This is a genomic window from Actinomyces sp. HMT897, from assembly GCF_016626125.1.
Lineage (GTDB): Bacteria > Actinomycetota > Actinomycetes > Actinomycetales > Actinomycetaceae > Actinomyces.
Genome location: NZ_CP067336.1, coordinates 1,823,578 through 1,845,838 on the forward strand (window position 1 = coordinate 1,823,578; position 22,261 = coordinate 1,845,838).

At 70.4% G+C, this 22,261-nt stretch carries 13 protein-coding genes; 7 read left to right on the forward strand and 6 right to left on the reverse strand.

What is annotated here, in order from left to right:
• The first annotated feature begins 182 nt into the window (after positions 1-182).
• Complete coding sequence (locus JJJ15_RS07230) at positions 183-1,991, forward strand: sialate O-acetylesterase (protein ID WP_200510297.1); 1,809 nt, start codon at positions 183-185, stop codon at positions 1,989-1,991.
• A 767-nt stretch (positions 1,992-2,758) separates the two neighbouring features.
• Here JJJ15_RS07230 and JJJ15_RS07235 read toward each other — a convergent pair.
• From JJJ15_RS07235 to JJJ15_RS07245, 3 genes are all read right to left on the reverse strand, one after another.
• Positions 2,759-5,644 (reverse strand): cation-translocating P-type ATPase, encoded by a 2,886-nt coding sequence (locus JJJ15_RS07235; RefSeq protein ID WP_200510298.1) that lies wholly within the window; start codon positions 5,642-5,644, stop codon positions 2,759-2,761.
• A 212-nt stretch (positions 5,645-5,856) separates the two neighbouring features.
• A complete protein-coding gene (locus JJJ15_RS07240) occupies positions 5,857-9,438 on the reverse strand; it encodes a hypothetical protein (protein WP_246741956.1) in 3,582 nt (1,193 codons plus the stop codon).
• 267 nt (positions 9,439-9,705) lie between these two features.
• Positions 9,706-10,785 carry an inositol-3-phosphate synthase gene (locus JJJ15_RS07245; protein ID WP_106110089.1) on the reverse strand — a complete coding sequence of 360 codons (1,080 nt, stop codon included), beginning with the start codon at positions 10,783-10,785 and terminating at the stop codon, positions 9,706-9,708.
• Positions 10,786-11,266: 481 nt separating this feature from the next.
• Here JJJ15_RS07245 and JJJ15_RS07250 point away from each other — a divergent pair, with 481 nt between their 5' ends.
• The 5 genes from JJJ15_RS07250 (at position 11,267) to rplI (ending at position 15,753) form a co-directional block, all read left to right on the forward strand.
• On the forward strand, positions 11,267-13,507 hold the full coding sequence (locus tag JJJ15_RS07250; RefSeq protein ID WP_246742252.1) for a transglycosylase domain-containing protein: 2,241 nt from the start codon (positions 11,267-11,269) through the stop codon (positions 13,505-13,507).
• A 395-nt stretch (positions 13,508-13,902) separates the two neighbouring features.
• Positions 13,903-14,190: a 30S ribosomal protein S6 gene (gene rpsF, locus JJJ15_RS07255; protein WP_106110091.1), complete on the forward strand. Its 288-nt coding sequence runs from the start codon at positions 13,903-13,905 to the stop codon at positions 14,188-14,190.
• 24 nt (positions 14,191-14,214) lie between these two features.
• A complete protein-coding gene (locus JJJ15_RS07260; protein ID WP_106110092.1) occupies positions 14,215-14,841 on the forward strand; it encodes a single-stranded DNA-binding protein in 627 nt (208 codons plus the stop codon).
• Positions 14,842-15,048: 207 nt separating this feature from the next.
• A complete protein-coding gene (rpsR, locus tag JJJ15_RS07265) occupies positions 15,049-15,285 on the forward strand; it encodes a 30S ribosomal protein S18 (protein WP_106110093.1) in 237 nt (78 codons plus the stop codon).
• A gap of 12 nt (positions 15,286-15,297) precedes the next feature.
• Entirely contained in the window at positions 15,298-15,753 is a 456-nt protein-coding gene (rplI, locus tag JJJ15_RS07270; RefSeq protein WP_200510299.1) for a 50S ribosomal protein L9, read from the forward strand.
• A 503-nt stretch (positions 15,754-16,256) separates the two neighbouring features.
• Here the strand turns inward: rplI and JJJ15_RS07275 are convergent.
• The 3 genes from JJJ15_RS07275 to JJJ15_RS07285 form a co-directional block, all read right to left on the reverse strand.
• The gene (locus JJJ15_RS07275; RefSeq protein WP_200510300.1) at positions 16,257-16,904 is read right to left on the reverse strand and encodes an NAD(P)-binding oxidoreductase; all 648 of its coding nucleotides are present in this window, start codon (positions 16,902-16,904) and stop codon (positions 16,257-16,259) included.
• 363 nt (positions 16,905-17,267) lie between these two features.
• Complete coding sequence (locus JJJ15_RS07280; RefSeq protein ID WP_106110097.1) at positions 17,268-17,840, reverse strand: TetR/AcrR family transcriptional regulator; 573 nt, start codon at positions 17,838-17,840, stop codon at positions 17,268-17,270.
• 156 nt (positions 17,841-17,996) lie between these two features.
• A complete protein-coding gene (locus JJJ15_RS07285; RefSeq protein ID WP_246742253.1) occupies positions 17,997-19,406 on the reverse strand; it encodes an MATE family efflux transporter in 1,410 nt (469 codons plus the stop codon).
• A gap of 886 nt (positions 19,407-20,292) precedes the next feature.
• Here JJJ15_RS07285 and dnaB point away from each other — a divergent pair.
• Entirely contained in the window at positions 20,293-21,726 is a 1,434-nt protein-coding gene (gene dnaB / locus JJJ15_RS07290; protein WP_106110099.1) for a replicative DNA helicase, read from the forward strand.
• Positions 21,727-22,261 lie beyond the last annotated feature (535 nt).

The window sequence follows — 22,261 nt, forward strand, 5'->3', positions numbered from 1 at the left end:
TCGCATAGGCAACCTAGATCTGCGTCGGGATACACGACAGGCGGCCCGTCCTTCACCCCTCGCGACCAGGTCCTGTCGTGTCCGCACGCACTCCGCAGGCACGACGGCGCGGGTCCCCCTCTTGAGGTGTGACGACGCTAACCTGGGGATCCGACCCGCCGAGCTCGATCACAGGAGCCTGTATGACCAGCGCCCTGACCCTTGCCACCCCCTTCACCGACCACCTGGTCCTCCAGCAGGGCAGGCCGGTCCGGGTCTGGGGGCGTGCCTCACCCGGGGCCGACATCGAGGTGAGCCTGCTGGCCGGCCAGGACGCCACGGAGCAGGTGCTGGCCGGCGCCGTCGGGAGGAGCGACGCGGCAGGACGCTGGGAGACCGTGCTGGAGCCCCAGGAGGCGGCACGCAGGCTGCGGCTGTGGGTGTCGGACGGGGAGATGAGCGTCTTGTGCGAGGACGTGGCCGTGGGGGAGGTCTGGGTCGCGGGCGGGCAGTCCAATATGGAGTACCTCCTGGGCTTTGACGCGGAGTACGAGGCCCTGAGCGCCCTGGCACCCGACCCTGACGTGCGTTTCCTGGACGTGGCCAAGACCTGCTACCTGGGCCAGCTGGAGGAGCACGACTACTCCGCCTTCAGCCACTGGCGCACCGCCACCTACGAGGACCTCCCCTGGTTCTCCGCCGTCCCCTACTTCCTGGCCACAGGGCTGTCGCGGCGCCTGGGGGTGCCGGTCGGCGTCATCGGCTGCACCTGGGGCGGGACCCCCGGCACCACCTGGTGCCCCGCGCAGAGCCTGCGGGGCACAGGTGCGCAGGTGTGGCTCACCGAGTACGAGCAGGCCGCCGCGCGCACCACGCCGCACGCCCACCTGGCCGCCGCGCGCCGCTCGCGGATGATCGACCTGTCCCGGCCCTTCGCGGACCCCCGGTTCGTCAGGATGATGTACCCGGGCTACTCGCGCCTGGCCCAGCGCCTCATCACCCCCACCTTCCGGTACCTCACGCCCCTGCCGCTGGGTCCCGCCCACCCCGGCCGCCCCGGGGGCCTGTTCGAGACCATGGTCAGCCAGGTCGCCGGGTACACCGCCCGCGGCCTGCTGTGGTACCAGGGGGAGTCCGACTGGCCGCACCCCCAGGCCTACGCCGACGTCATGGGTGCCGTCGTCTCCTCCTGGCGCCAGGCCTGGGGGGAGGACCTGCCCTTCCTGGCCGTCGAGCTGGCGCCCCTCCAGGAGTGGCTGGGCACCTCGGGCGACGCCTTCCCCCTCATCCGGGCGGCCCAGGCGCAGGTGGCCGACACCGTCCCGGGCGTGTGGCTGGCCACCAACGGCGACGGCGGCATGCGCTGGGACATCCACCCCAAGCGCAAGCGGCCCGTGGCCGAGCGGCTCACCCTCCTGGCGCTGCGGCACGTCTACGACCAGGACGTGGACGCCGACGCCCCGGTGGCGCGGCGGGCCGTGCGCCGCGGCAGGCAGGTGGTTATTGAGGTCGACCACGGCCAGGGGCTGGTGGTCGATGCTGGTCGTGGTGGTCAGGGGCCGGTGGTTGGACCTGATCGTGGTGGGTCGGGGTGGGTGGCTGATGCTGGTCGTGGTGGGCGGGAGATGGTGTTTGACCATGGTCGTGGTCAGGGGCCGGTGGCCGATGCCGATCGGGTCGGCGGCCTGGGCCGCCAGGTGGCTGGCGTCCTGGCTGGGTGCTGGCCTGCTGCGGGGAGTCGGGCTGCTGCCGGACGCTGGGCTGCTGCCGGGCGTCGGGACTCTTCGTGGGTGGATGGGGGCCCCGGCGTCGTGGAGCTCACCGTCTACCCGCCGTCGGGGGTGCCCAGGCTGCGCGCTCGCGGCCACGTGGAGGGTGACCGCCTGGTCGTCCGGGCCCCGGTGCCGGTGGGCAGCCAGATTCGTTACGCCTGGTCAGGCTGGTTCACCACGGTGGTGCGCAATGGCGCCGGGATCCCCATGCGCCCCTTCTGCCTGGTCGTGCAGGAGTAAGGCGGCCCGCTCACCCCGCCCCCGCCCCCGCGGCGCGCGAGCCCCCGCGAGAACGGTACTTATTCGTCGCGAGAACGGTACTTATTGCTCGTGAGAACGGTACTTATTGCTCGTGAGAACGGTACTTATTGCTCGTGAGAACGGTACTTGTTCGTCGTGAGAACGGTACTTGTTTGCCGTGAGAACGGGCGCTGTTCGTGACTGTGGGGTGACTGGTGTCTGGGTCTGCCGCGGTCTAGGGCCTTGGGACAGGGGCTGCCCTGCTCCGGGTTCCGGTGGCTCGCTGTCAGCGTAGGTCAGGGGACGACTCCCCGGTTCCCGTACACCGCTCTGTACCCGGGTCACTGTACGGGTGGGGGCTCACTACCCGGGGCGGGCTGGTGCGCTGTGTCACCGACATGACGACGTCGGCCATCGCCCGGGGCGGGTACGGCGCGGACTGTGTGCCGCCGTGCGGGTAGAGGGCGCCAGTGCTCTGGGCGCCGCCGTGTGCGTAGGGATCGCCACCGAGCGGCGACTGACCACCAGTATCCGCAGCCGCCGTGCGGGTTAGGCGCCGCCAGCGGTCCTCTCCGGGGGCGGTGTACCCGAAGAGGACCGGGAGCGGCGGCCACGGTCACGAACAGCACCCGTTCTCACGAGCAATAAGTACCGTTCTCACAGCGAACAAGTACCGTTCTCGCGGCGAACAAGTACCGTTCTCGCGAGGAATAAGTACCGTTCTCGCGGAGAGAGGCGGGGAGGAGAAGGGGGGAGAGAGGGCGGGGCTAGCGGCGTCGGGCGCGGTGGACGAGCTTGCGCGCCTCGTCGACCCACAGCACCAGGGAGGCCATGGCCACGCAGACCACCCAGTGGGTCAGGTCCAGCGACGTCGTGGAGAAGGCCGCCTGGAGGAGGGGTACCTCCACCACCGCCACCTGTAGCACCACACCCAGGGCGATCGACCCCCACAGCCACCTGTTGACGAACAGGTTCCTGAAGGCGCTGACGCTCTCCGAGCGGGAGTTGACCGTGTTGAACAGCTGGGCCAGGACCAGGGTGGTGAAGCCCGCCGTGCGCGCCGTTATCAGGGAGTCGTTGGACAGAGACGTCTCAATGAGCCCGCCGGGCAGGAACAGGTCAATGGTGGCCAGCACCGCCGCGCCCATGACCAGGCCGATCAGCAGGATGCCGCCCCACATGGAGCCGTCCACCACGCGGTCGGTGGGGCGGCGCGGCGGGCGCGCCATGACGTCCTCCACGCTGGGGTCCACGCCCATGGCCAGGGCCGGGGCGGAGTCGGTGACCAGGTTGATCCACAGGATCTGGGTGGCCACCAGGGGCAGGACGACGCCGGAGCCGCTGGCGTGCTCCGACAGGCCGATGACCCCGGCCAGGACCACCCCGCCGAAGACGGTCATGACCTCGCCCATGTTGGACGACAGCAGGTAGCGCAGGAACTTCTTAATGTTGTCGAAGATCCGGCGCCCCTCGCGGATCGCCGCCACAATGGTGGCGAAGTTGTCGTCCGCCAGGACCATGGTGGCGGCCTCCTTGGTCACCTGGGTGCCGGTGACGCCCATGGCCACGCCGATGTCGGCGGCGCGCAGGGCGGGGGCGTCGTTGACGCCGTCGCCCGTCATGGACACGGTGTGCCCCTGGGCCTGGAGGGCTGAGACGATCCGCATCTTGTGCTCGGGGGCCACGCGCGCGTACACGCTCACCTCGCGCACGGCGGCGCGCAGGGCGGGGGCGTCCATGCTGGAGAGCTCACGGCCGGTGAGCACCCGGGCGCCCGGCCCCACGATCCCCAGGTCGGTGGCGATGCGCCCGGCCGTGGCGGGGTGGTCGCCGGTGATCATGAGCACGCGCACGCCCGCCCGGTGGGCCTCGGCGACGGCGTCGGCCGCCTCCGGGCGCGGGGGGTCGATAATGCCGACCACACCGGCCAGGGTCAGCCCCTTCTCCACCTGGTCGAACCGGTCCTCGTCCCCCTCGCCCCCGGCCCGGGCGGCCGCCACCTCGTCGTCCGACAGGTCCCGGTAGGCCACCGCCAGGGTGCGCAGGGCCCGCGAGGACATGCCCGTGATCTCGGCCGTGAAGTGCTCACGCAGGCCCGGGGTCAGCTCCTGGGCGACGCCGTCCACGCGCACGTGGGTGCAGCGCTCCAGGAGCACGTCCGGGGCGCCCTTGGAGAGCATGACGGTGGTGTCGTGGGCGGCGTCGGCGTAGACCACGCTCATGAGCTTGCGCTCGGAGGTGAAGGGCACCTCACCGATCCGGGTGAAGCGGCCCTGGCGGGAGCCCTCGGTCCCCAGCTTGCGCTCGGCCACCAGGAAGGCGCCCTCGGTGGGGTCGCCCAGCACCCGCCACACCCCGTCCTCCTGGGACAGCTGGGCGTCCGAGGCCATGGCGCCCCCGGAGAGGACCACGGTCACCTCGTCACGCAGGGCGTCGGACAGGGGCTCGACGTCGGGGCGGCCGTCCCGGTCCGCGTCGGGGGCCACGTCCCCCTCGGGGGCGTAGCCGATACCGGTGACCACCATGGAGCCCGAGGCGGTGACGACCTCCTGGATGGTCATCTCCGACTTGGTCAGGGTCCCGGTCTTGTCCGAGCAGATGACCGACGCCGACCCCAGGGTCTCCACGCTGGTGAGCTTCTTGACCACGGCCTGGTGCAGGGCCATGCGCTGCACGCCCAGGGCCAGGACCACCGACAGGATCGCGGGCAGCCCCTCGGGCACGGCCGCCACCGCCAGGGAGACCCCCAGCAGGAGGGCGTCGATAATGGTGTCGGCCTCGTGGGTGGGGCTCAGGGCCAGCAGGGTGCCCACCACGACCACCGCGATGACCACCACGACCACCCCCAGCATCTTGGAGATCTGGGCGATCTCCCGGCTCAGCGGGGTGGGGGTGTCCGGGGCGGCGTCGAGCATGGCGGCAATGGCCCCCATCTCGGTGTCGGCGCCCGTGGCGGTGACCACGGCGCGGCCGGTGCCCTGGGCCACGGAGGTGCCGCGGTAGACGTTGCCGGTGCGCTCGGCCAGGACCGCGTCGGGGGCGACGGCGGCCGAGGACTTGCTTACGGCGTCGGCCTCACCGGTCAGGGAGGACTCAATGACGCGCAGGGAGGCGGCGCTCACCAGGCGGGCGTCGGCCCCCACCTGGTCGCCCTCGCCTAGGAGCAGGACGTCGCCCACCACCAGGTCGGCGCTGGGGACCTCCACGCGGGCGCCGTCACGCAGGACCGTGGATGTGGCGCGGGTCATGGCGCTCAGGGCGGCGACGGCGTCGGCCGCCCGGCTCTCCTGGACGAACCCCAGGACCGCGTTGAGGACCACGACGGCGGCCACCACGACGGCGTCCACGGGCACCCCGTGCGCCCCCTCCAGGATCCAGGCGATCACGGAGATGACGATGGCGGCCAGGAGGAGGTAGACCAGGGGGTCGGCGAACTGCTCCAGGAAGCGGCGCCAGGCGGGGGGCGGCGGGGAGGAGGGCAGCTCGTTGGGGCCGTCGGCCTCCAGGCGGCGGGCGGCCTCGGGGCCGCTCAGGCCCCGGTCGGGGTCGGTGCCGAGCTCACGGGCGATGGCGGCGGCGTCCCGGTGGTAGGAGTCGGCCACGAAGGCGTGGTAGGAGCCCGTGGGTGGGGCTGTCTGTCTGGTTGCAGGCATACCTGCTATCCCACCAGAGGCTGCGACGACGTGCGCAGTGAGGTGACACACCCCATGGGTCTGTCCGGGAGCCGGCGGGCCCGGGGTGCGCTAAGGGCGCGGGGATGCGCCCCGCCGGGCCGGCTGCGCCTCAGTACGCGAGCGGCGAGCCGCCGGGCCCGGGTGCACCAGGGGCGTGGGTCCCCTCAGCGCACCTGGGCCCGGCGTCGGTCTCAGCGCAGCTCCACCAGGCTGGGCTGGAGGCCCAGGGTGCCCACCAGCTGCTCCCGGTAGGCCGGTGAGGTGACCTCGTCGCGCCAGGCGCGCGCCCGGGCCAGGCGTCCCTCAATGTCCAGCCGGGCAATGACCTCCTCGTTGCCCTGCGCCGTCGAGAAGCGGGTGAGGTCGGCAATGGCCAGGTCGGCCTGGGCCAGGTCCCGGGCGACCTTGGCGTCCAGCCGCTGGGCGTACCAGGACGAGGACAGGATGTTCTCCCGCTCGAACAGGGCGCGGAACTCCGGGCTGGTCAGGGTCCAGCCCTCCCGGGAGCGGCCCTCGGCCATAATCTCCAGCAGGGCGCGCACCGGCGGGGCCGCCCACTCGATGGAGCCGTCCGCCATGTACTTGCGGGCCACCACCTCGTGGGTGGTGACAATGACGTCCACGGAGTCGGCGAACACCTGCGGGTCCTGCAGCTCGGGGCGCAGCATCTCCTCGGTGAACAGCACGTCCGGGTGCAGGAAGATACGACCGAAGTACGTGGAGGCAAAGGCCTCGTTCATACGGTAGCCCAGACGGGAGGCCTGGACGGTGCGGCCCTGGTACTCAAAGTCCTCGATCCGCTCCAGGAAGCCGTCCCGGATCAGGGTGGCGGCGTCGCGCTCCTGGGGCGTCATACGCGAGAAGACCTCCGGCACGAGCAGGGAGATGTCGTGGGCCACCTTGACCTTGGGGCCGATGTAGCCCGCCGAGGACAGCCACCCGTCGTAGCCGCCCAGGGCGTAGGACAGCAGCGCGGCGTTGAGGTCGAAGACGGCCGGCAGGGCGTTGAAGGGCGCCTTGGTCAGGGCCCCCTCGCTGCCGGCCCCCGTGGTGGAGGGGGACTTGCCGGTCATGGAGGAGATGAACTCCATGAACAGCTCGGGCAGCTCCATGTAGTGCAGCGGGTTGTAGGCGCACAGGGCCGGCACGCCCTCCTCGGGCGGGTTGTTGCGACGTCCTGCGGCCACCACGTCCACGGTGCGGGCCAGGGGCCGGTCCAGGGGGAGGTCGTGGTACAGGTGGCTGGAGATGTCGGCGAGCTCGGCCTCGCGCGGGTCGGCGACGTCGGGCCGCAGCTGGAGGTAGCGCGGGTTCTTGGAGGGGACGCCGTTGACCAGGCGCGGGTTGGCGCTGGAGACCCAGTAGGTCTCCCGGGAGGGGTCGACGGCGTCGGGCAGGGCGGCGGCCTGGCGCACCAGGTCGGCCATGGGCTCGGTGAACCGGGACAGGCCGGGGGCGTCGTCCACCATGGCGCGGGCGTCGGCGGGGGTCAGCGGCTGGAAGTTGGAGATAAAGGTGCCGGGGCGCGACATGTCCGCCTCGGTCTGCTTGTCGTAGCCGCGCACGATGGCGTCGTCGGGGCGCTGGAAGAGCAGGCGCTCGCAGTTGGCCACCACCTTGCGCGACAGGGGCGTCGCGACGGCAGAGGTGCCGGCGCTGGCGCTGCCGACGGGAGCGCTGGCGCTGGTGCTGGCGGGGGCGCCAGCGGTAAGGGCGCCGGCCCCGTCCGCGGGCACTGCGTCACCGGTCTGGTCGGCCAGGGCCGCCCCGGGCACCACGACGGAGGCCGTAATGTCGTCCTCCGTCTGCACCTTGGCGGCCGGGGAGAAGTCCGGGCGCAGGGTCAGCAGGCGCCAGGCGCCGTCGTCCTCAAAGCCCACGCGCAGCATATTGACCTTGAGGACCTCCCCGTCCAGGCGCAGCGCGTTGCCCTTGCGGCCGTTAATGACCGACACCGAGAAGTGGGAGCGCCAGTCCTGCCCCCAGCTGGGCTGCCAGTAGCGCTTGACCCAGAACAGGAGCTCCTTGACGTGGGCGGGAATGGCCTCCAGGAAGGCGTTGTACTCCTGCGTGTACCTCTCCGAGGGCGTCAGGAGCTTAATGACGCTGCCCAGGCTCCGCTCCTGGGACAGGACCGGGCGGTGGTCGGTGCCGCGCCGGGCCGGGTCGGCGAAGCGCTGGGAGTAGTCGCGCTCCAGCAGGGCGGCCACGGCGTCGAGGTCGGCGTCCACGTCCGCGACGTAGGCCTCCCCGAACACGAAGGCGTCCAGGAGCGACTTGGAGATCTCCGACTTGCCGCCGCCGGAGACCGTGGCGGGCTTGTGCGCCTGGGTGACGCGCTGGGAGGTGCCCACCAGGTGCCACTGGGTGGCGTCGCCCTCGCGGTGCTTGGCGTGGATGCGGTAGCCCGACGGCGTCACGTAGGTGGTGTCCACGTGCAGCGGGATGGACACGCTCCGGGTCCCCTCCCCCTGGGCCAGCTCCCAGCTGACCGTCTGGGTGCGCATGGAGTACCTGGCGCCCGCCGGCACCATGACGATGCTCGGGTCGGCGGCGCACACGGCCGAGCCGTCGCCCGCGGGGGTGAACACGCCCGGGTTGAGCGCCAGGACGTGCTCCACGCTGGCCCAGTCGGGGGAGTGGGTGTCCACGTACTCCTGGCCCAGGTTGTAGCGGGGGAAGGCCTGGGCCCCGCCGGAGTGCTCCTCCTCCACGCAGCCGAAGAGGTTGGCCGAGTACCCGATCTGGGTCTTGACCTCCTTCTTGCAGTAGCCGAAGTAGTTGTCGGCGATGACGGTGACGATGACGCCCCGCTCGTCACGGGCGCAGACCTTGAAGGCCTTGCCGTTGTTGTACAGCTCGGCCTCGTCCTTGAAGCACTGCCCGTCGCGGCGCTCCCGCTCGCTGGCGTCCTCCCAGGACGGCAGGCCCAGCTCCTTCTTGGTCAGGCGGGTCAGGTGGGGGGCCAGGATGACGCAGCCGGTGTGCCCGGTCCAGGACTCCGGGGCCAGGGAGGCGTCGTTCTCCGGCAGGTAGGGGTCGCCGCCGTTGCCGAAGATCCCCTCGACGAAGTCCAGGTTGGCCACCAGGCCGCCAGGGGCGATGAACCGGATCTCCATGGAGCGCTCACCGCAGAACCCGGGCACGGCCGGGACGACGACGGGGCGCAGCAGCAGGGAGACGAAACAGTGGGCCGGGGTGGGGGCGGTAGCCGTCCAGGGCAGGGTCAGCAGGTCCTGCGGGGGGCGGAGGGCGGCGTCAAGCAGGCGGGCGAACACGTCCTTGCGCACGGCGATCTTGTCGTCCGGGATAGGCAGGCCCCCGGTGGCCACGTGGAAGACCCCGGCGGTGGTACGGCGGTCGTTGCGCGGGTTGTGCAGGACGCCGTTGAGGACCGTGAAGGACTCCACGTACTCGCTGCGGAAGCTGGTGGCGTCGGCGGGCAGCGCCAGGGCGCGCGCCAGGCCGCTCTGGTCCAGCACGAAGGTGGAGCGCGGCAGGCTGGGGCGCACCGGCGCGTCCTCCAGGTAGGAGTCCAGGAAGCGCTGGACACGGTGGTCGGCGGCGCAGGGGCGGTGGGCCAGGCGGCGGGAGAGCTCGCGCTGGCGGGCGAGGATCGGGCCCACGAGGCTGTCGGTCTCGGCGTCACCGGTGCCCTGGGGGGCCGGCAGGCCCAGGAGGCGCAGGCGCAGGGCGATCGCGGCGGCGGTGTACTCGGGGGAGCTGACCGCGTTCTGCGAGGTGGTCTCGTTGGCAGCAGAAGTGGCTTCCATGGGACTCACAGTAGTCGCGTCCGCGCTGGCGGGCCCGGGCAGGTGCGTGGCAGGACGTGTGAGCCCGGGCTCTCAGGGGCGCGGGGCCGGGCGGGAGCGGCCCCAGGGCAGGGCCAGCCCCGGGGCGGGGTCAGCCCGGGGAGCGGCCCCGGGGCGGGGCCGATCGGGGCCAGCCTCGGGGCGGGGCCGACAGGGAGCCGGGCCGGGCGCGAGGCCGGGGTTGGCTCCTGGACCACTGGGCCGGCTGCCCCGCCGCGGTCCGGGCCTTCAGCGCTCGCGGGTCCCGGCGATGAACTCCTCCACGCTGCGGCGCGCCTCCTCGTCGGGGCGCTGCTCCATGGGCGACTTCATAAAGTAGGAGGCGGCGCTCAGCAGCTCCCCGCCAATGCCCCGGTCCAGGGCGATCTTGGCGGCGCGCACGGCGTCGATGACGATGCCCGCGGAGTTGGGCGAGTCCCACACCTCCAGCTTGTACTCCACGGAGATGGGGGCGTCGCCGAAGTTGCGGCCCTCCAGGCGCACGTAGGCCCACTTGCGGTCGTCGAGCCAGGCCACGTGGTCCGAGGGGCCGATGTGCACGTCGCGGTCGTCCAGGCGCTGGGCCAGGTTGGACTGCACGGCGTTGGTCTTGGAGATCTTCTTGGACTCCAGGCGGCTCCTCTGGAGCATGTTCTTGAAGTCCATGTTGCCGCCCACATTGAGCTGGTAGGTGCGGTCCAGCACGCAGCCGCGCTCCTCGAACAGGCGTGCGAGCACCCGGTGGGTGATGGTGGCGCCGAGCTGGCTCTTGATGTCGTCACCCACGATCGGCACCCCGGCGGCGGCGAACTTCTCGCTCCACTCCCGGGTGGAGCCGATGAACACCGGCATGCAGTTAATGAAGGCGCAGTGGGCGTCGATGGCGCACTGGGCGTAGAAGCGGGCGGCCTCCTCGCTGCCCACCGGCAGGTAGGACACGAGCACGTCCACCTTCGCCTGCCTCAGGGCGGCCACGACGTCGACCGGCTCGGCGTCGGACTCGGTGATGGTGGCCCGGTAGTAGTCCCCCAGGCCGTCCAGGGTCACCCCGCGCTGGACGACCACCCCGGTGGGGGCGACGTCGGCGATGTGGATGGTGTTGTTCTGTGAGGCGTTGATGGCATCGGCCAGGTCGAGGCCCACCTTGGCGGCGTCGACGTCGAAGGCCGCCACGAAGTCCAGGTCGCGCACGTGGTAGCCGCCGAAGTCCACGTGCATGAGGCCCGGGACGGTGTCGGTGGCCTTGGCGTCACGGTAGTAGGTGACGCCCTGGACGAGGGAGGAGGCGCAGTTTCCGACGCCGACGATCCCGACACGGATGGTGCTCATGGTGCTCCTTGTAGGTGGGTATGATCCTGGGAAGGGGTGGATGCCGGACAAGACTAGATCGATCTAGTGCCGTTGGGAGCCATCCGGCGTGCAGTGTGACGCGACTCTCGGCGCCTGGGGGGCTGTGACGTGTCCGCTACCGGTCCCGGTGGTTCCTATGGTGATACTGGTGGTGGAAACGGGGGTGGGCGGCCCTCGCCCCGCAGCCCCAATCGACGGAAACGAGGACCACGTGGCTGGAAGCAATGCGCCTGGATCCCGGCGCCCGGGCAAGCTGGCCCAGGCGGCGGCGGTCGAGCCCGCTGTCAGGAAGACCAAGAAGAAGCCCGGGGCCTCCGGGCGACCACCCCGGGGCGGCAAGGACGCCAAGGGGCCCGGCGCCGGACGGCGGCGTCGCTTCTTCAACTACCCGCGGGCGGGCAAGGGGCCGATCCGGCGCTGGGTGCCCAGCTGGCGGTTCGTGCTGGGCTCCTTCCTGCTCATGATCGCCCTGCTCTTCGGCGGCTTCATTACCGCCTACACGGTGATCGAGATCCCCAACGTCTCCCAGTTCGCCCTGGCCACCACCTCGGTCGTGTACTACAACGACGGCACCACGGAGATGGGCAGGTTCGCCGAGGTGAACCGCAACATTATCGACACCTCCGCCCTGCCGGACTACGTGGGCAACGCCGTCGTGGCCAGTGAGGACCGCACCTTCTACAGCAACAAGGGCATTGACCCCAAGGGTATTGTCAGGGCGCTGTGGAACAACCTCTCCGGCGGCTCCCAGCAGGGTGCCTCGACACTTACCCAGCAGTACGTCAAGAACTACTACGTGGATACCACGGGATCCTATGCGGGTAAGTTCGAGCAGGCCATTATGGCGATCAAGATCGACCACTCCAAGACCAAGAAGGAGATTCTCGACTCCTACCTCAACACGGTGTACTTCGGGCGCGGGGCCTACGGTATCGACGCGGCCGCCCAGGCGTTCTTCGGGAAGGGTGCGGCGAGCCTGACCATCTCCGAGTCCGCCCTCCTGGCCGGGATCCTGCCCGCCCCCAGCGCCTACGACCCCGCCGTCAGCCCGCAGACGGCTAAGGACCGCTGGGCGCGGGTGCTGCAGTTCATGGCCGAGGACGGCTACATTACCGAGCAGGAGCGCTCCGCCGCCGTCTTCCCCACCACGGTCGAGGACACCCAGACCGAGACCTACGGCGGCTCCAACGGCTACCTGCTGCAGATGGTGCGCGCCGAGCTCAGGGACAGCGCCAAGCTGACCGACGACCAGATCGACGCCGGCGGCTACCAGATCGTCACCACGATCAGCAAGGAGGACCAGGACGCGGCGGTCGCCGCCGTCAAGGCCCTGCCGTCGGGCTACTCGAGCAACCTCAAGGTGGCGCTGGTGTCCATGGACGCCACGAACGGCGGCATACTGGCCCTCTACGGCGGGTCGGACTTCCTGACCAACCAGGTCAACTCCGCCACCTCCGCCATCGCCCAGGCAGGATCCACCTACAAGCCCTTTGCCCTGGTGGCGGCCCTGGAGAACGGGGCCACCCTGGCCAACACGTTTGACGGCAGCTCGCCGCAGACCATTGACGGCACGCAGTTCCAGAACTTCCAGAACGTCTCCTACGGAATGGTCAACCTGGTCAGGGCCACCCAGGACTCGATCAACACCGCGTACCTCCACCTCAATGACGCCGTCGGCCCGGAGAAGACCAATGACGTCGCCGTCCGGGCGGGGTACCCCCAGGACACCCAGGGGATGAACACCTACCTCCAGAACGTGCTGGGATCCGCGTCCCCGCACACGCTGGACATTGCCACGGCGTACACCACATTCGCCTCACAGGGGACGCGCTACACGCCGCACATTATCTCCAAGACAACGAACAAGTCCGGGGACGTGGTCTACAGCGGACCGACGAGCGGTGAGAAGGTGTTCGACGACGACGTCATGGCGGATGCCACCTACGCCATGCAGCAGGTGGTCAAGAACGGGTCGGGTAAGACCGCCCAGGAGCTGGGACGGCCGGTGGCGGCCAAGACGGGCTCCTCCTCGGACAACAAGTCCGCGCAGTTCGCGGGCTTCACCCCCCAGATCGCGACCGCGGTCACGCTCTACCAGAGCGGCCCCAATGGTGAGGAGGAATCCATTACGCCGTGGGGTGACTATGACGAGATCACAGGCTCGACCTACCCGGCGGACATCTTCACCACGTACATGAAGACCGCCCTGAAGGACCTGGAGGTCAAGGACTTCCCGGACCGCAGCTCGGGCTCCTCCCAGCCGGGCAAGCTCGGTGGGGGCGGTGCGCTTGCCCCCCAGCAGGAGAGCACCGCGACCGCCCAGCCGCAGGAGCCCGTCGAGCCCGGCAACCAGTCCACCGGCGCCCCGGAGCCCGGTAACGGCAGGCTCCAGAACCCGGAGCCCGGTGGCACCGGCCGTCAGAACCCCGGTGGCGACAACGGTGATGACAACGGCGGCGGGGGCGGCAACGGCCAGAACCCCGGCGGTGGCAATGGCCAGAACCCCGGCGGCGAGAACGGCGGCGGGGGCGGCAACGGCCAGAACCCCGGCGGCGAGAACGGCGGCGGCCAGAACCCCGGCGGCGGTGGCAATGGTGGTGCCGAGAACCCCGGCGGCGGTGGCAATGGTGGTGCCGAGAACCCCAATCCTCCCGGTGGCGGGGACGGCGGCAACCACGGAGGCGGCGGGGTCAATAACTAGCAGCCACTCCCCCCTTACGCGAGAACGGTACTTGTTCGTCGTGAGAACGGTACTTGTTCGCCGTGAGAACGGGTCCTAGGTCGTTTCCCTGGTAGCCACCTGGTCCACCGGCTGGGCTCGAGCCGGTCGTGGGGCGACGCCGCATCCGGGGCCGGGCACCATGGTGCCCGGCCCCGGATCGTCCTTCCGCGCGGGATCCTCCTGGGACGCGCAGGGGAGAGCGGGGTCACGTCTGGGGTGGCCGCCGGGTCTGGCCAACCAGGTCCCGGCTCCGGTAGGCTGACGGCTTGGCTGCGCCGTCGGGCAACCCTGCGCCGTCGGAAGCGCCACTACGCATCACCCTCCTGTCACGGAAAGACCGTGACCGCCTAGACCAGAGGAGGTGGGTACCAAGCATGCGTCACTACGAGATCATGATCATCCTCGAGCCCGAGACCGATGAGCGCACCATCGCTCAGACGCTGGAGAAGCTGCTGCAGGTCGTCCCCAGCAACGGGGGTACGGTGGACAAGATCGACATCTGGGGCAAGCGTCGCCTGGCCTACGACATTAAGAAGAAGTCTGAGGGCCTCTACGTCGTCGTGGACATGACCACGACCCCTGCCAACGCCCAGGAGCTCGACCGCCAGCTGGGCCTCAACGAGACGGTTCTGCGCACCAAGCTGCTGCGCCCCGAGGCCTGAGCCCGCAGGAACGGACGACACATTATGGCCGGAGAAACCATTATCACCCTTATTGGGAACCTCACCGCGGATCCTGAGATGCGCTTCACCCCCTCGGGTGCGGCCGTGGCCTCGTTCACCGTCGCCAGCACCCCGCGGACCTACGACCGTCAGAACGGGGAGTGGAAGGACGGGGAGACCCTGTTCATGCGCTGCTCCATCTGGCGCGACGCCGCTGAGAACGTGGTCGAGTCCCTCACCAAGGGCACCCGCGTCATTGTCTCCGGGCGCCTGAACCAGCGCTCCTACACCACCCGCGAGGGTGCCGAGCGCACCGTGGTGGAGATGCAGGTCGACGAGATCGGCCCCTCCCTGCGCTACGCCAAGGCCCAGGTCACCCGCAACCCCCGTGGCGGTGGCCAGGGCGGCTTCAGTGGTGGTCAGGGCGGCTTCAGCGGCAACGCCGGGAACCAGGGCGGCTACGCAGGTGGCGCCTCAGGCCAGGGGCAGTCCCAGCAGGGCGGCTCCGGGAGCTACAACAACTCAGGCCAGCAGGGCGGTGGCTACAACGCCCCCAGCCAGCCCCGCTACAACGCCCCCTCCGGTGGCGCGGCGGACGACCCCTGGGCCACCGGCGGCACCACGTCCTTCGGGGACGAGCCCCCCTTCTAGGGGTCGGACCGCCCCCTGGGGGCTGGGACCGCCCCCTAGGGGCCGACCGCCCAGCCAGGGTCTGCCAGCGGCGACCCGGCACCGGTGAGCACCACACCCACGGTGAGGTGCGGGCCGTGCGAGACACGTCGTCGGACCCGCTTCCACCCATATTCAATCTCGTGTGAGCGCCGCTCATACCCGGCGCTCGAAGCAAGGAGTACCACCATGGCGAAGCCTCAGCTTCGTAAGCCAAAGAAGAAGGTCGGCCCGGTCAAGGCTATTAAGGTCGGCAAGATCGACTACAAGGACACCGCTACGCTGCGCAAGTTCATCTCCGACCGCGGCAAGATCCGTGCCCGTCGCGTCACCGGCGTCTCCGTGCAGGAGCAGCGCAAGATCGCCAAGGCCGTGAAGAACGCCCGCGAGATGGCCCTGCTGCCCTACACGAGCTCCGCTCGCTGAGAAGGAGGAAGCATGACCACCAAGCTCATCCTCACCCACGACGTCGACCACCTCGGCGAGGCCGGTGAGGTCGTCGAGGTCAAGGACGGTTACGCCCGTAACTACCTGCTGCCCCGCAAGCTCGCCACGCCGTGGACCAAGGGCGCCCAGCGGCAGATCGACCAGATGACCGAGGCCCGTCGCAGGCGCACCATCGCCTCCCTGGAGCAGGCGCAGGCCGCCCGCGCCTGGCTGGTGGACAACGTGATCACCGTGACCGCCACCGCTGGCGCCAACGGCCGCCTCTTTGGCGCGGTCACCACCGCCGAGCTGGCCCAGGCCATTAAGGACGCCGGTGGCCCCGCCATTGACCGCCGCAAGATCCAGGCCGTCCCCCCGGTCAAGTCCGTTGGTCGCCACACCGTCTCCGTGCGCCTGCACACCGACGTCGTGGCCCCCATCGAGGTCAATGTGGTCGCTGCTCGCTAAGAGGCGGCAGCTCTGGGCGCCACGTGCCCCGTTGCCGAGCTGCCGGGGGGGCCGCGATGGCTCGGGGGACATGCAGCTGAGCCGCCCCGCGCCCGCCGCCGGGGTGCCGTGAGACGTAAGCCCCGGGCGGCGCAGCCAGCCTCTGTTGGCCTGCGGCCGGAGCCGTGAGGCCGGGCCGTGGACGCGGTCGTCAGGGAGTGGGCCCACTTTCTGACACCGGTGGCTGAGGCATGACGGTCGCCGTCACACCTGCGAGGTGTGACGGCGACCGCGCATTGTGGGGGCGCGGGCACGGGGCAATGTCCGGGTCCGGGCGGGCCAGCGTCCGGGTCCGGGGGAAGACCCACCTCGCCGGGGCAGCCGCGCCTGTGGGCGCTTCTGAGCGCCGCCCCGACGCCTGCGCCCCGGCCTTATGAGCAGGGCGCTGGCACATTGACCGCGCCCTGCCGTGCGGCAGGAGGCAGCCCGTGGACGGGGCCCTGATGCCCGACGTCGTCGCCCGGTCAGGCGCGACGGAACCCCTTGGCGGTGGTCACAATGATCTGGCTGCCCTGGGTGTCCGGATCCTCGGCGGCCGCCAGGATAGCGGCCGCGGCGTCGTCGAATGCCAGGATCGGTAGCCCGGGCACTTTGGTGACCTGGTCCAGGCGCAGGCTGACGGCGGTACCCGTGGCGACACTGTTCTTGAGGTTGACCGGGTAGATAATGGTCCAGGGTATTCCCGAGGCCATGAGGAGATTGTCGGACGCGGTCTTGTCGTGCATAATCCGGCCCAGGACGTAACGGTAGACCAGACGCATGTACCAGGGGGCCTTGTCGATGGTGTCACCGGCACCGAACGCGGAGACCAGTACCAGGTGCGGTGAGCCCGCCCTCTTCAGTCCCCGGATAATGCTGGGTAGGCGCGCCTGCATGAGCGTCCCGTCCCTGGTCTTGCCGGTCAGGCTGACGACGACCACGTCCGCCCCCCTGGCGGCGTGGGCGACGGCGCCCGGGTCGGAGGTGGAGCCCCGTACGACCTTCAGGCGCTTCCTGCGACGGACCGTCTCGGGGTGGGGGGTAATGGTGGTGACAGCGTGTCCGGTCGCCAGGGCCTGGGTCATGACACGGGAGCCGACGTGTCCGGTGGCGCCGATAATGACGAGCTTCATGGGGTTCTCCTTGGAGGGCGGTGGTGTCCCGACGGCGTCGGGTCAGGGAGGGGCGGCACCAGGACCGTGGGCGAGGTCGAGCTGGTGGTGGGGTGGGACCGGTGCCTCCCGCCTGGTGGCGACGCGCTGGCTGGGCAGGTCGGTGAGGGGTCGGGGTGGCACGTGATGAGCCGAGGCTGGTGGGCCGAACCGGACGGGCGGGGCGGCTTGGGCGAGGCTGACGCGCCGGGCCGTGCGGGCCCGTCGGGCAGGGAGGCGGTGCTGCGGCTGGGTGGCGCAGCACCGGTGCTGGTGAGGGCTGGCGCTGTGGGGACGGGGCCGGACCCGCCCTGGTCGGGCTGGCTCGGCTCCGTGCGCCAGTACTTAGAACGGGTGTCCCACAATAGTGGCTAGGACGTCAAGGCTCAGCACGGCGACGTCGTCCTGCTCCTGGGTACCGACGTCTACCGTGTCCTGGGCCAGGGCGGCGATGAAGATGAGCCAGGCGCGCAGGTTGCGGTGCATGGCGGGGGTGTCCTCGGCGCCGGTCAGCGCCAGGATCCGTTCAATGTGCATGGCGTGGCTGCGCTCGACCAGGGCGCCGGCCTCGGTGGCGTCACTGGATGAGTACAGCTCGCTCAGGCTGGTGGTGGAGGTGCGGAAGTGTTTTATGTAGGCGCGCAGCGCCTTCTCGACGTTCTCCTGGGGCGTCAGCGAGGCGTCCGGGGCGGTCTCCGCCAGGAGCCCCGCGGCCTCCGCCGCCAGGACCGCGCCGAGTAATTCCTCCTTACCAGGGAAGTAGTGGTAGATGAGGGTCCGCGCCACGCCAGCGTCCTTGGCGACAGCGCTCATGGAGGTGCCGACGACACCGTCGCGGGCGAAGTGCTGGGCGGCGACGGCAATGATCTGGGCGCGGCGCTCCTCGGGGCTGAGCCGGGAGCCGGTCGTATTGATCATGTGTCTAAGATAGGTTGCGGTGGGGCAGATATCAAATGTGACATCCCGGTGCTCCGTCCTCACCCTGTGCTCCGTCCTCACCCCGGTGCCCGATCCGCTCAGTGCCGCCAGGCGGAGCCGTCGCCCGGGGCGTGGGTACCGTGTCAGGGAACCGGCTCAGTGCCGCCAGGCGGTGCTTCGGGCGCGCAGGCCGTTGAGCAGCGCCCGCGCCCCCATGAGGACCCAGGCGAACGACAGCCACAGCCACACCAGGCCGGTGCTCCCCTCCGGGGTCCCGGCCCCGCCCAGGAGCCCGGTGCCGCCCAGGAGCCCGGTGCCGACGGCGGCGGCCAGGGGCAGGTAGGGGACCAGGGTCCCCAAGCCCGCCCAGGCCAGGTAGCGCCCGTCACCCGCCCCCATGAGGACCCCGTCGAGCAGGTAGACGACCCCGGCCAGGGGCAGGGCGCTGGCCGCAATGAGCAGCGGCGGGACGCAGGCGCCCAGGACCGCCGGGTCGGAGGTGAACAGGTGGGGCAGCCAGGGGGAGCCCACGGCCAGCAGGAGGCCGAGGAGGGCGCCCGCCCCCGCGCCCCAGGCCGTGGTACGTCGCAGCAGGGTGCTCACGCCCGCGTCCTGGTGGGCCTGGTCGGCTGTCTGGGCAAATGTCGGAAGTTCCTTATGAGAACCCGCGTCCTGGTGGGCCTGGTCGGCTGAGGCCCGGCCCAGTGCCGTCCCAATGAGCGCCTGGGCGGCAATGGCCAGGGCGTCCAGGGCGAAGGCGACGAAGTTCCACAGCGAGCTCACCACCTGGTGCGCCGCCAGGGCGGTGGTCCCCAGGGCGGTCGCCGCCCACACGGTCGCCAGGATCGCCGCACGCAGGCAGAGCGTACGCACCAGGAGCGGGGTCCCGGTCCCCAGGGAGGCGGTCAGCCCCTGTCGGTGCGGTCCCCAGGTGACGCCGTCGCGCCTGGCCGCGCCCAGGACCGGCGCCGCCAGGGCCAGGGCCATGACCGTCTGGGCCGCCGCCGTGCCCAGGCCGGATCCCGCGATCCCCATGCCGACGCCGTAGAGCAGCACGGCGTTGACCGCCACATTGAGCACGGCCCCGGCAGTGGCCACTACGAAGGGCGTCCGGGTGTCCAGCAGGCCGCGCAGGGTCCCGGTGGCCGCGTAGACCACGAGCATGCCGGGGATGCCGGGGGCGGAGGCGCGCAGGTAGGCGGTCGCGGCCTCGGCCACCTGCCCGTCCGCGTCCAGGGCGGCCACGACCCAGGGGGCTGCCAGGGCCAGGAGCGTGCCCGCCACGACGCCAATGAGCCCGGCCAGCCACATGCCGTCGACCCCGGCCCGCAGGGCGGCCGAACGCCGTCCCGCCCCGAACAGCCGGGCGGTGGTGGCCGTGGTTGCGTAGGCCAGGAAGACGAACAGGCCCACGACGGTGGTCAGGACCGTCGAGGCCAGGGACAGGCCCGCCAGCGAGGTGGGGCCCAGGTGGCCCACCATGGCCGAGTCAATGAGGACGAAGAGCGGCTCGGCCACCAGCGCGCCCAGTGCGGGCAGGGCCAGGGAGAGGATCTGCCGGTTCAGGCTAGCTGTGCGGGGCGGCGTGGTCGGGGGCGCTGTGGTTCCGTGGGGCGCCGGGGTCCTGTGGGGCGCCGAGGGTGTCGGGGTCTCGTGGGGCGCCGGGGACGGCGAGGGTGCTGTGGTCCCGTGGGACGGCGAGGGTGCGTGGGGCTCGGCGGGAACGGGCGACGGGCTGGACGTATTAGGCACAGGACCTCCGGAGACGACGCCCCAGTCTCTCACGCCCGCCCTCCTCTCACGCCCGCCCTCCTGCCCGGTGGCGGCACCCCACCGCTCCTGGGCGGAGGGGCACTGCCCCTCGTTCCTGTCAGCCTTGGTGACCGGCGCTCCACCGCTCCTGGGTGGAAGCGGCGGGTGCCGTCTCATGCTGGTCCCCGGGCGGCACCCCACCGCTCCTGGGTGGAGGGGCGCCTCGTTCCCACTGCTGGCGGCGCCCCAGCACCACCGTCTGCCGGTGAGCCGCTTCCACGTGCTCGTTCCCACCGCTGGCGGCGCCCCAGACGGGTCGGGCGGCGGCCGACCTGAAGGACAGGATGAGGTTCATCCACAGACTTGTCCACTTATCCACAGATTTTGTACACACTCTGTACCACGACGGGCGGGTTGGTCGTGACAGTGAGAAAACGTTGGAACTAAGCCGATATCCGCTGGTGGCGTAGCAGCTTTTCCACAGTTCTACCCCGTCTGTCCCCATGTCCGACGGCGCGTCCTCCACAGGCTCTGCCCACATATCCACAGGCGTCCCCCGCTCCTCCACACCCTGCCGGTCCTGAGCGTTTGCGCCCCGGCGCCTGCGTGGCTATCGTGCACGCGCACGCGAGACGGGGCACCTCCGGGAAGGGCTCGTGGGCCAGGGGGCCTGTTTGCGCGCACGCGAGAAGGAGGCGTTATGACCGAGGTGAGCTCCGCCGTCGGGCCCGCGGGGGACGGCGACCAGGCCATCCGCTACGACGGCGCCTTCGACCGCCTCCCGCCCCAGGATCTTGAGGCCGAGATGGCCACGCTCGGCGGCATGCTCCTGAGCAAGGAGGCCATTACCGACGTCATCGAGGTCCTGCGCGGCACCGAGTTCTACAAGCCCGCTCACGAGTCGATCTTCGACGCCATTGTGGAGGTCTACAACCGCTCCGAGCCTGCCGACCCCCTCATTGTCGCCGACGAGCTGGCCAAGCGCGGCGAGCTGGAGCGCGTGGGCGGGGCACCCTACCTCGCCAGCCTCATGGCCACCGTCCCCACCGCCGCCAACGCTGGCTACTACGCGCGGATCGTCAAGGAGAAGTCCCTCATGCGCGGCCTGGTCCAGGCGGGGACCCGCATTACCCAGCTCGGTTACTCAACCGACGCCGGGGATATTGACGACCTCGTCACCCTGGCTGAGGCGGAGGTCTACTCCGTGGCCCACCGCGACGGTGACAAGCAGGACTACGCCGTGGTCGGTGATCTCCTTAACGAGGCGAACCTGAAGATCGAGGCGGGCCAGTCCCGGGAGTCCGGCGTCATGACCGGGGTCCCCACGGGCTTTGTCGAGCTCGACGAGCTCACCGGGGGCCTGCACGGCGGGCAGATGATTATCGTCGCCGCCCGACCCGCCATGGGCAAGTCCACCCTCGCCGTCGACTTCTGTCGCAGCGCCTCCATCCACGCGAGCATTGACGGCAAGCACATCCCCTCCTGCTACTTCTCCCTGGAGATGGGGCGCATGGAGATTATGATGCGTATCCTGGCCGCCGAGTCCGGGGTGGACATGACTAAGCTACGTGGAGGACGCCGTATGGATGAGCGGGACTGGGAGGACGTGGCCCGTGCCTACAACCCCGTCTCCGAGGCGCCCCTCTATATTGACGACTCTCCCCACCTCACCATGCCGGAGATCCGCTCCAAGGCCCTGCGTCTTAAGCAGCACGGGGACCTGGGTCTCATGGTCGTCGACTACCTCCAGCTCATGACCTCGGGCAAACGTGTGGAGTCCCGTCAGCAGGAGGTCTCGGAGTTCTCCCGCTCCCTCAAGCTGCTGGCCAAGGAACTGGACATCCCCGTGGTGGCGGTGGCTCAGCTCAACCGTGGTCCTGAGCAGCGTACCGGGAACAAGCCGCAGATGAGTGACCTGCGAGAGTCCGGCTCCCTGGAGCAGGACGCCGACATTATTATGCTTCTACACCGTCCCGAGTACTACAACAGCGACGAGCGCGCCGGTGAGGCCGACATTATTGTGGCCAAGCACCGCAATGGTCAGACCAGGACCATCCCGGTCATATTCCAGGGGCACCTGTCGCGCTTTGCCAATATGGCCCAGGGCGTGGGCGCCGAGCCCGCCTACGACTAGCCGGCCACTGCCCCGCCTGCGGTGGCCCCGTCCACGTGGGCGCCGATGACGTGAATAGTCTCTATCCGGCGATGATGCGGCGGCCCCATCTACGTGGGCGCCGAGCCCGCCTATAGCTGCAAGCCCCGCGTCGGGACGGCGCGCCCTCCCCGCCCCACCCGCTCACCGTGAGAACGGTACTTATTCTTCGTGAGAACGGTACTTATTGGCAGTGAGAACGGGGGTCGTCCGAGACGCCGGTCGGCGCTGGGCCCAGGTGCGGGTCCTCGACGGCGGAGCGGTCCGTGCCAGCATCCGGTCCTCCCTGGGGTGCGGTCGGGAGCTCGTCAGGGCGCCTACCCAACGAGCCCTGGACACCGGCATCCTCCCTGACCGCGGTCGGAGCTCGTCACCCTCCTGCTGGCTGCTCGCGGGCAACCCGGCGCCATGCCCGTCCTGTGCCCACCGGCTGAGCGGGGCCGTCTGACACCTTGGGTACGGGCCGTAGGTGCGGTAGTCTGGTACTCGTTCCCCTGCTTCCTCCCTGGCGTCCAGG